This is a genomic window from Microcoleus sp. OTE_8_concoct_300, assembly GCF_031383065.1.
Lineage (GTDB): Bacteria > Cyanobacteriota > Cyanobacteriia > Cyanobacteriales > Microcoleaceae > Microcoleus.
Window position 1 is genome coordinate 1 of the sequence record NZ_JANMZH010000491.1, and the last position, 10,102, is coordinate 10,102.

Sequence of the window (10,102 nt, forward strand, 5' to 3'; positions counted from 1 at the left end):
AAAATAATTAGTAACTGGTATGAAGTCCAAAGGAATCTATTCACTTCAGTTATACGTGAGCATATTTTAGCAAACTTTAGTAGTGGTGGCATTGTCTAGAATACATAGATGATGTTTTTTGTCAATGCGTAAGTCCTAGTAGCATATTTTGGGTTCCAGTTAAGATGCGTTTACCCTGCGATTTTAGCCCATAATTTGTTTAAGTCCCACTAGCAAAGTATTCTCGCTACGCCTAAATTTTTGCTTTCGGTTTACCTCGGCACCCTCGGCATGACGGGTATGATTGCTTGGGTTGGGTTGAATTGGGTAGAAGTCAAAGCCAACGACATTATTTTTATTTCGGCAGCCACCGGCGCTGTGGGAAGTGTGGCCGGGCAACTAGCTTCATTGCGCGGGTGTCGGGTCATCGGGTCTGCGCGCGTTCAAATATCTATCTAATCGTTTATTTTGATCTCGTTTAGACTCATCAATGTTGCCTTCTATATCAGCTTCTCCAACATGAGATTTAGCTTTATTAAACACTTCTAGGTGAGCGGATTTCCCGCAATGTAAATTATCTACATACCAATATCGGTCTGTAGCTACTTCGCGGTAGATAGCTCTGTCATGCCACCTGGATGAAGTTTTTTGAAATCTTTGTTTGTCTCTTAGTATAGTTTGCTCATCTCTGGGAGGGTCATTAGAGAGTTCATCATATACTGAACAGCTTAAATTAAATGTATGTTCTAGCCAATCTTCAAGCGCAGATTTATCATCAAGACAATCTAATTTTATACAATTTACTTCATCATTATTTTTAACTATAGTAATTAAGCAACAATTAGTAATATGTGGATGAACAAGGTGAAAACTGGAATTAATAAAATTAATCAATAAATAGGTTGACCTACTGTTTTGTAATTTTCTCTCAGCTATTTCTGCTAATGATGTATCATTTACAACCTTGTACTGTCCATTAATCATCAAACAATCAAACCAGTCTGTTGAAGAATGTACTTGTTCTGTACGCCATTCTTTAGGATTTGATTTATTAAAAACAATATTCATGAAGGCTTGTTTAAGTGATTTATCTTTAATTTGATTTAAGCTTTTATTAAAATTAGAGACTTTTACCGCTTCATAGTTGACAAAGAATTTATTATCCTCCTTATATATCTGTTTATCTTTAATTTTTTCATTAATCACTTCAAAAATAGCTTTAAAAACTCTTACTGCTTTTGTGAATTCGGCTTCATTAAGATACTGTCCCTCAAGGGATACTTCATTAATAAAAATTTCCATTTTAGATTCCAAAAAGACGTTCAAAATCTTTATCCATTTGGTCAAAAAATCCTTTAGGCCATTCTTCAATTCCTCCATTAGGTTGAACAGGAATTTGTACAACTGGTTGATCGGAATTTAGCTGTAAGTATAATATATTTAAATTTTCATGGTCAATAATTTTATCAAGCACAGCTATTCGCAAGGCATTTAAAATATGATCGCTATGTGATTCAATAAAAACTTGTACGCCACAACTGCTAACCTTAGCTAGAAAGTGAGTTAGTCGCGATTGCGCTTTTGGGTGTAAATGCGCTTCTGGGTTTTCTACAATTAATATTTCACCTTTTCTAGCAATTAATCCTGAAACAATAATTGGCAAAATGCAATGGTATCCAAAGCCAACATTAGCTGGTTTATAACGATCTTTTGAGGCGTTGGTATTAAATAAAGGTTCTAAAATGTTACTTATTGATTGTGATATTTCTACTTTAGCTCCCTCAAAAACATAACTTAGCCATTCTTCTGTTTGATTAGATAATGTCTTTGCATTCTCTCCTAAGCACAACATATCATCAACTAAATCATTTCGTTTTCTATAAAGCAAATTTACGGTAAATTCGCCTTTTGCACCTACATTAGGAAACTTTTTCAAAGTGGACTTGAAATAAAATTCTTGTGGACCAATGCGATCGGCTGAAATGTAGTGGATATGACTAAAATTAAAATATTCATCTAAGGAATTCAAATAAAATTTTTCATCTTCTATTAAAATAGAATCATTAGGTATTAAATTATTTAATGAACAGTCGCCCAATCTTTTTGGTTCATTCTCAGTAGTTGAGTATTCATTAGTATTATCTTTTTTTAAATACTTTCTCTGTACCGTAGTAACTGAATTGTCTAAATTAAATTTATTACACAAGTTGATCTCTCTGATTTCTGCCACCATATCATCATCTAAATTTTCTCTTAATAAATATTCCATACATTTATGAATAACTTTATTGGGATGAACAATTTCATGGAAATAATATTTAAGTACAATGGGTTCATCTCTTGAGATACTACTATTCCTAACATCAACAAAATTACCCAGTCTTACACAACTTCCATTCAACAGAATTTGGGTTGTCACTTCACTATGCTCAATAGATTGTCGCATTAAAAGCAAAGCTTGTAAAATAGTAGATTTACCACGCCCATTTATGCCGGTCAACAGGTTGATCTGTGTTAAAGGAAACTGTATTTTATCTTTAAAACACTTAAAGTTTTTTAACTCTATTTTAGTTAGCATTTTCTACGTCTCCTAAAATATCTTGTGCTAGTTTAAAGCGGGTAATAACTTTAGATTTGCTACTCGTGGAATACCTTATAGCGTCAATGTATTCTGGATTTTCAAGCAATTTAATAAAGTTATCTTGAATAGATTTCTTGTGAGCTTCTAAAAAATTATCGCTGCTTGCAGAAAAAAAATAACACACAGATTCAAAAATTGCCCTATTTATCATTCCCCTATTTCGATCCGAGGGCAAACGAAAATTTTTAGGACCAAAAAATTCAAAAGTTAAATTCATTACTCGCTCAAAATCATTTTTTAATAGCTCTATTTCTCGATCATCCATTAAATTAATCTTTTTCATAGCTCTTCCTACAAAATCACTCATATCACCTTGATAATCTTTTTCATAATCAAATATTTTAAAAGCCAAGTAACGCAAAATAACTTCTCTATCCTTCATTCTTTTGGGTGAAACACCGTTGTCTGTAGCCTTTCTAAAATATTCTTTTTCTGATAACTCTTTTAGCAGCTTGGTTGATTTTCCGGAAAAAATACAGTTTCTAACTTCTTGACGTTGAAGTTTAGTTCCTCCTGTGTTAATTCTATTGAAAATATCATAGACAACTTTAACGGGAACAGAGGGCTTAATAAGATATATGTTAAGTTTTTTATCTTCAATCCTTGTTTGATAGTCACCTGGTAGTTCTTTAAGTTCTAAAAAGGTGTAACCATTCAACTTAGTTAATGCTTCTAAACCACTTAACTTAAATTCATTCTTAACAAAATTATGTAAAGCTGTAGTCCGCTGTAGACCGTCTACAATAATTAGTTTTCCCTCTTTTGTTTGATTTAAATACCAGGGAGGAAGGGGGAAATTTAGGATAACAGATTCAATAAATTTACTTTTTTTGTCTAATTCCCAAACTACATTGCGTTGAAAATCTGGATCGATAATCAGCCTGCCATTGTCATATTTCCTCAATAACTCAAAAACAGTTTGAGGATCTTCTCTAATATCAATATCTGCTTCAGTTGGATCGTAAGGATACAATCCACCACTATCACCACTATCCTCTTCAGCAGTATCCTCATCTGTTTTGATGACATCATCTTGGAGTTCACTCTCTGTCATTATTTGCTGCTTCTCCTAATATGTGTAACCTTGATGATTCCTCAATTGCACTAGCCTGTAATTTCTTAACGGGACTTAAACAAATGTTAAGCCCAAACCAAGCCAAAACTGGCTTTAATGGATTGTATCATGCTTAGCACTGATTTTTTGTTTAAGTCCCGACTTGTTCAAAAAGTCGGGTATCTGGGTCTTCTATTTTTTTACAAATAAAATGCACTAATTTTCGGTAAATGCCGATCGCTCTTTAATCCAATCGAGTAAAATAGGATTGACCAATTCCGGCGCTTCATCCTGGGGACAATGGCCCACTCCCTCCAAAGGAATAAACTTTTCAACAGCCGGAAACTTTGCCAATTCTCGCCCCAAAGCGATCGGCTCCCAAGGGTCCTCCGTACCCCACAAAATCAAAGCAGGACAGCTCAAACGCGGCAACAAATCCTCCGGTAGTGGCCCTTGAGAATAACTGATAAATGCCACAAATACTTCGACTGCGCCGCTGTCTTTGGCAGGTTCCAGCAGCATATTTACGAGTTCGTCGGTGACAGATTCAGGACGGCGATAAGCTTGCAAAAGCACTTTTTTGAGTGTTTTTGGCGTTGCTAATTGTTTAAAAAATAATTGACTTATCCACTTGACATTTAAAATTTTTTGTGCAATTGGGGCTCCAAAACTGCGATACCAAGGCAATTCGGCGCGTTTGCGATCGTGCAGCAAGCGCAGGGAACAATTGAGTAAAATTACGCCCTCAGCAATATCGGGAAAATCAACAGCCGCTTGCATAATTGCCACACAGCCGATCGAATTTCCCACCAAAAAAGCCGGCCCGCCCGCAACTTCCCGACAAAAATCAGCAATTAGCTGTCCCCAAGTTTCAAAAGTATAGTCAATTTCAAGCTTGGGCTGGGGTTTAGCAGAACCGCCAAAACCGATGAGGTCGATCGCATAACAGTGGCAATCAGCAGCCAGCGCCGGCAAATTCTTGCGCCAGTGGCCCCAAGACGCACCAAAACCGTGGACAAACACCACCGCAGGCCCCTGGGAACCCGCAGCCTGGTAGCAAATCGGAAAGCCTTTCCACAGCCAAGTTTGAGGTGCAGCAACTGTTGACGAAGTGGGAATAGAAGATGTCATGGGATTTTAGATTTTAGATTTTAGATTTTAGATGAATGCAAGGCTGCAAAGGACTCAAGTCATCAGAAAATTTGGGTAGAAACCCCGTCCTTTTAGGACGGCTTTACTGGTATAATTTGAGTGGTCAATGACCCACCCGTGACGATGGAGACATAAACCCTAACACCAAAGCTTGCAACAATTGCAACGGGGAAGAAAAATCGGTAGACCGGGAAAAGAGGACAGGGCAATGGACAGTCCACCCCTAGAATCAAACAACAAAGATTTTTGTTGGTATTCGACACATAAAACCGCAGGGCTTGCGGGTTAGTCTGTGGAGCGAGCATAAGACCAAATCTCCTTGAGGGTGGAGGCCGCTGCTAAGAAGCAGAAACCTAAGTTGTGAGGCTTAGGAATCACCGCACCTTCAGGTCGGTGAGTATGTCAATACTACAAACCGTATCGCAATTCGAGGCAACCGCTAGGACATAAATCTCAAACCCTCTTCCCTCTTCCCTCAGCGTTCTCTGCGCTCTCTGCGGTTCATTTCTCTTCTTTCTTCCTTATTCGTTCTGACTTTGCAGTTAGAGCCGATATTATGTCAGGATTAAAGATGCTGACTTCTTTGCCTTATTGAAATTTCCCTTATGCCAACGATCGTTTCCACTGCTGTCGTACCGTTTCTGGGCTCAGAAATTGTACCAGACTACGACACCGCCAAAGTAGTAATCTTACCAATTCCCTACGAAGCTACCACCACTTACCGCCGGGGGTGCGAAAACGGACCGGCGAAACTTCTAGAAGCTTCTCATCAACTCGAGTGCTACGATGAAGAACTAGATTCCGAAGTTTGCTACGATGTCGGAATTTATACAAAAGAGCCGATCGCCGATACTCGCAACAGTCAACGGGTTTCATCCTCAGAAATGCTGCGAGTCACCCAAGCCTCCGTCCACCAGCTAGTTACCGAAAATAAATTTGTCATCTCCCTCGGAGGCGAACACAGCATCACTGCGGGCGTTGTCGAAGGTTATCGCCAAGCATACCCGGATGAACCTTTCACAGTCGTGCAAATCGACGCCCACGGCGACTTGCGGCACGAGTACGAAGGCTCGATCCACAACCACGCCTGCGTGATGCGGCGTATTGTAGATATGGGCTTACCGACACTGCAAATCGGGATTCGCGCTATCTGCAAAGAAGAAGCAGACTTGATTAAAGCAAAACAGCTAAACGTGATTCGAGCTAGGGAAATCGCTAGTCAACCGGATTGGGCCGATCGGGCAATTGCCAGCATCACAACTAAGCGAGTATTTTTGACTATAGACTTAGACGGCATCGATCCGACTTTAATTCCAGGGGTGGGCACACCCGAACCGGGCGGGTTAAATTGGTATTCCCTCACCGGATTTTTGCGCCGCATCTTCGAGTCCTACGAAGTAATCGGGTGTGACATTATGGAATTAGCACCTATTGTAGATTCTGTAGTCTCAGAATTTACCGCAGCCAAATTAGCATACAAACTTATTGGATATCAAGCACTGGCTCAAGGTTGGCTAAAGCCAGACGAGGGATAAATCGCGAAGTAGGAATCAAAATAGGCTGTTGGCAAGGCTAAAATTAAGCTAAAGCAAAAAACAGCCAATTTTATTCGCACTGACAGTTTCATCTTTCATGCTTGCAAAACTGCTCCTCACCTCCTCAAAAAATGAGTTTACTAATGGAAACAACCGGAACTCCCATTAACGGCTACGCTCCCGATTTTGAACTGCCGGGAATTGACGAAGACGTTCACCATTTATCTCGATATTTAGAAAAATTTCGGGCGATCGCGGTGATATTTATGTGCAATCATTGCCCTTACGTGCAGTTGTATCTCAATCGTATGAAAGAAATTCAAGCAGATTTTCAAGATCGAGATGTTACTTTAATCGGGATTAATGCAAACGATCCAAACCAGTATCCCGACGACAGTTTTGAGAAAATGAAAATTTTTGCAGCCAACAATCAACTCAACTTCCCGTACATCCGAGATGTTGCTCAAGATGTGGCTGAAAGTTTTGGGGCTTCTAAAACGCCGGAGGTTTTTTTGTTAGACCAAGACGGCAGATTGCGCTATAAAGGTTTAATTGACGACAACGCCGACGATCCGGCGGCGGTGGGGGTGTCTTATCTGCGGAGTGCGATCGACCAATTGCTCAAAAGCGAACCGGTGGAGCCTTCGAGTACAGAGGCTCAAGGCTGTTCTATCAAGTGGCGATAATCGGGAGGTTTTAAATTAACAATCCTGGACTAATTATGTAGGGTGCGCACAGCGCACCTTATCGCTTTAAGTAGCGCCTAAGTTCTGTTAACGAACCGCGAAGACGCGAAGAGCACGAAGCAAGAAAGAGAAGAAGATAGTTTTATATTGGTTTCGGAGTAACTCAAAATTAAAATTCAAAACTCTTTTCGGTGAACTTAAAAAATACACGCATTCTCAATTTGATTTTCGCAGCCATCGCGGCGCTAGCACTGCTGATTAGTTGCAATTTATTTCAGAGTGTTTCTCCAGTCGCGACGCAACAGCGCACGTCTTTAACTGTATCTGCTGCTATCAGTCTGTCGCCAGCCTTAGCAGAAATCAAGACTGTTTATCAAGGCAGCAATCCTAATGTTACTATTACTTATAATTTTGGTGCTTCCGGTGCTCTAGAGCAGCAAATTCAGCAAGGAGCCCCGGTAGATGTATTCTTGAGCGCCGCTACCAAACAAATGGATGCTTTGCAGCAAGCTAATTTGCTGATTGACGACACGCGCCGGAATTTGCTGACAAATCGCCTGGTTTTGATTAGCGCTAAAAATGGCGTTGTTTTGAGCGATTTTAAACAGTTGACAGAGGCCAGAATTAAGAAAATTGCGATCGGCGAACCCAAGAGCGTACCTGTGGGACAATACGCTCAGGAAATGCTAAGTAAGCTGGGATTGTGGCAGCAAGTTTTACCAAAATTAGTGCTAGGAAATAACGTCCGCCAAGTGCTGACTTTTGTAGAAAGTGGCAATGCGGATGCAGCTATAGTCTACGCGACTGATGCCAAAGCATCGCTAAAAGTCGCGGTACGCGCCACGGCTGCGGCAAATTTGCACTCGCCGATTGTTTATCCGCTGGCAGTTATCAGAAACAGCCACAATCCCGCTGCGGCTAAAGCGTTTGTTGAGTTTTTAGCTGGCGATCGGGCTAAAATATTATTTCAGAAATACGGATTTGGTATAGTTGGATAACTAACTAATTAGGGATTTTTTACCGCTGATGATAGCAGATAAGCGCTGATTAACGCGGATGTATTTATAGATGGAATTTGATATTTCTCCGCTCTGGATATCTCTAAAATCCTCGGCTATTGCGACATTTATCACCTTTTTTATGGGAATAGCGGCTGCTCGGTGGATGCTTTTAACTCGCATCAGGGGTAAAGCTTTGATTGAAGGGATTTTTATTTCTCCCTTAGTTTTGCCGCCGACAGTAGTGGGATTTTTGCTGCTGCTGCTGTTTGGGAGAAATGGGGCGATCGGTCAATTCTTGCTACAATTTGACTTAACTATAGTTTTCACTTGGCAAGCGGCCGCTATTACTGCCACAGTTGTATCCTTTCCCCTCATGTACAAAACTGCTTTGGGAGCTTTTGAGCAAATTGATGCCAATCTTCTCAACGCTGCTCGCACTTTGGGGGCCTCGGAGTGGCAAGTCTTTTGGCGAATTATGTTGCCGCTAGCATGGCCGGGAATTTTAGCAGGAACTATTCTCGCATTTGCTCGCGCTTTGGGCGAATTCGGCGCGACGCTGATGTTAGCGGGGAACATTCCCGGACAAACTCAAACTATCCCGATGGCAATTTATTTTGCTGTGGAAGCAGGGGATATGAGGCAAGCTGCTATTTGGGTTTTGATTATTCTTAGTCTTTCTTTGAGCGTGCTAACTGCTGTTAATTTTTGGACTGATTTACAAAGGATCTCGCCCAAACCAAATTCGAGCCAAAAACTGGAATCTAATTTTTCCAAAGCTGCCTCTTATTTTACCACAAAGTCTACAACAAAACAACCGGAAAGCGGACTTTGTTTAAAGATTTTTAAACCTCTCTCCGGCTTTGCCTTGGATGTCGGCTTCGATATCAGCCCGGAAGTCCTGGGAATTTTGGGCGCATCGGGTTCCGGCAAAAGCATGACTCTGCGCTGCATCGCTGGTTTGGAAACTCCCAGCAGCGGTAAAATTGTAGTCAACGGCAAGGTTTTATTTGACTCAGCACAGGGCATTAATGTACCTTCTAAAGACCGCCGCATCGGTTTTTTGTTTCAAAACTATGCTTTATTTCCTCACCTGAGTGTTGCTCAAAATATTGCGTTTGGCTTGCAGCATTTATCTGAAAGCGAGCAAAAACTTCGGGTAAAAGAACAACTAATTTCGATGCAAATGTCGGGACTGGAAAACCGCTACCCGCAAGAACTTTCGGGGGGCCAACAGCAGCGGGTGGCTTTGGCGAGGGCGATCGCCCCTTCTCCCGATTTGCTGCTGTTAGACGAACCGTTTTCTGCTTTGGACACTCACTTGCGCAGTCAACTGGAACGGGAGTTAATGCAGACTCTGGTTAATTATCCGGGAATTACTTTGTTTGTCAGCCACAATTTAGAGGAAGTTTACCGGGTGTGCAAAAATCTGTTGGTGTTGGCCGAGGGAAGGCCGATCGCCTTTGATACCAAAGAGAACATTTTCGATCGCCCTGGCAATTTCACTGTCGCCCAGTTGACTGGCTGTAAGAACTTCTCTGCCGCTAAACCGATCTCCGTAACTGTCGTCGAGGCGATCGACTGGGGCTGTACTCTGACTGTAGTCGAACCAATTCCCAAATCTCTAGTTTCTGTGGGAATTCGGGCTCATCAACTGAGTTTTGTTAGCGGGTGCGATCGCGAAAATACTTTTGCTTGTTGGATCGCCTCAACTGTGGAAACTCCGCACCGGGTGACATTATATCTCAAATTGCACTCGCCTCCCAATCATTCCCAAGATTATCACTTGCAAGCCGAAGTTTTTAAGGAAAAGTGGAGGGCTATGAAGGACAATCCTTTTCCCTGGTATGTTCAGATCGAGCCAATTAGGTTAATATTAATGGAGGCATGAGTTAACCAGTCTGTCAGGAACCTCACCCTAAAGGGATGAGGCTTGAAGGAGAAATCTAGAGAGCCATTCTGACCAGCCAAGCGTCTTAATTGACTACGTTATTAAGGTCACGACACCCTGGAATGCGAAGCTAGTTCCTTGCTCTGTCGCTAATAGTTAACCAGTT

The 10,102-nt window shown here is 41.2% G+C and carries 8 protein-coding genes; 4 read left to right on the forward strand and 4 right to left on the reverse strand.

The features are described 5' to 3' along the window. Positions 1-384: 384 nt before the first annotated feature. The 4 genes from ACUVJL_RS22130 to ACUVJL_RS22145 all read right to left on the reverse strand — a co-directional run bounded on the left by ACUVJL_RS22130 (position 385) and on the right by ACUVJL_RS22145 (position 4,805). Positions 385-1,281, reverse strand: coding sequence for a hypothetical protein (locus ACUVJL_RS22130; protein ID WP_445247802.1), 897 nt, complete (start codon positions 1,279-1,281; stop codon positions 385-387). A 1-nt stretch (position 1,282) separates the two neighbouring features. Beyond that, positions 1,283-2,557, reverse strand: a complete 1,275-nt coding sequence (locus tag ACUVJL_RS22135; protein WP_445247803.1) for an AAA family ATPase — start codon at positions 2,555-2,557, stop codon at positions 1,283-1,285. Continuing rightward, a complete protein-coding gene (locus ACUVJL_RS22140; RefSeq protein ID WP_445247804.1) occupies positions 2,547-3,674 on the reverse strand; it encodes a DUF262 domain-containing protein in 1,128 nt (375 codons plus the stop codon). The genes ACUVJL_RS22135 and ACUVJL_RS22140 overlap by 11 nt, the downstream gene beginning before the upstream one ends. Before the next feature lie 216 nt (positions 3,675-3,890). After that, complete coding sequence (locus ACUVJL_RS22145) at positions 3,891-4,805, reverse strand: alpha/beta fold hydrolase (protein WP_445247805.1); 915 nt, start codon at positions 4,803-4,805, stop codon at positions 3,891-3,893. A 626-nt stretch (positions 4,806-5,431) separates the two neighbouring features. Between ACUVJL_RS22145 and speB the strand changes: the two genes are divergently transcribed. The 4 genes from speB (at position 5,432) to modB (ending at position 9,936) form a co-directional block, all read left to right on the forward strand. Further along, positions 5,432-6,361 carry an agmatinase gene (speB, locus tag ACUVJL_RS22150; RefSeq protein ID WP_445247806.1) on the forward strand — a complete coding sequence of 310 codons (930 nt, stop codon included), beginning with the start codon at positions 5,432-5,434 and terminating at the stop codon, positions 6,359-6,361. Between the two features lie 131 nt (positions 6,362-6,492). Further along, positions 6,493-7,047: a thioredoxin family protein gene (locus ACUVJL_RS22155; protein ID WP_445247807.1), complete on the forward strand. Its 555-nt coding sequence runs from the start codon at positions 6,493-6,495 to the stop codon at positions 7,045-7,047. Positions 7,048-7,238: 191 nt separating this feature from the next. Next, entirely contained in the window at positions 7,239-8,045 is an 807-nt protein-coding gene (gene modA, locus ACUVJL_RS22160; RefSeq protein ID WP_445247808.1) for a molybdate ABC transporter substrate-binding protein, read from the forward strand. Positions 8,046-8,115: 70 nt separating this feature from the next. After that, positions 8,116-9,936 (forward strand): molybdate ABC transporter permease subunit, encoded by a 1,821-nt coding sequence (gene modB, locus ACUVJL_RS22165; RefSeq protein ID WP_445247809.1) that lies wholly within the window; start codon positions 8,116-8,118, stop codon positions 9,934-9,936. Positions 9,937-10,102 lie beyond the last annotated feature (166 nt).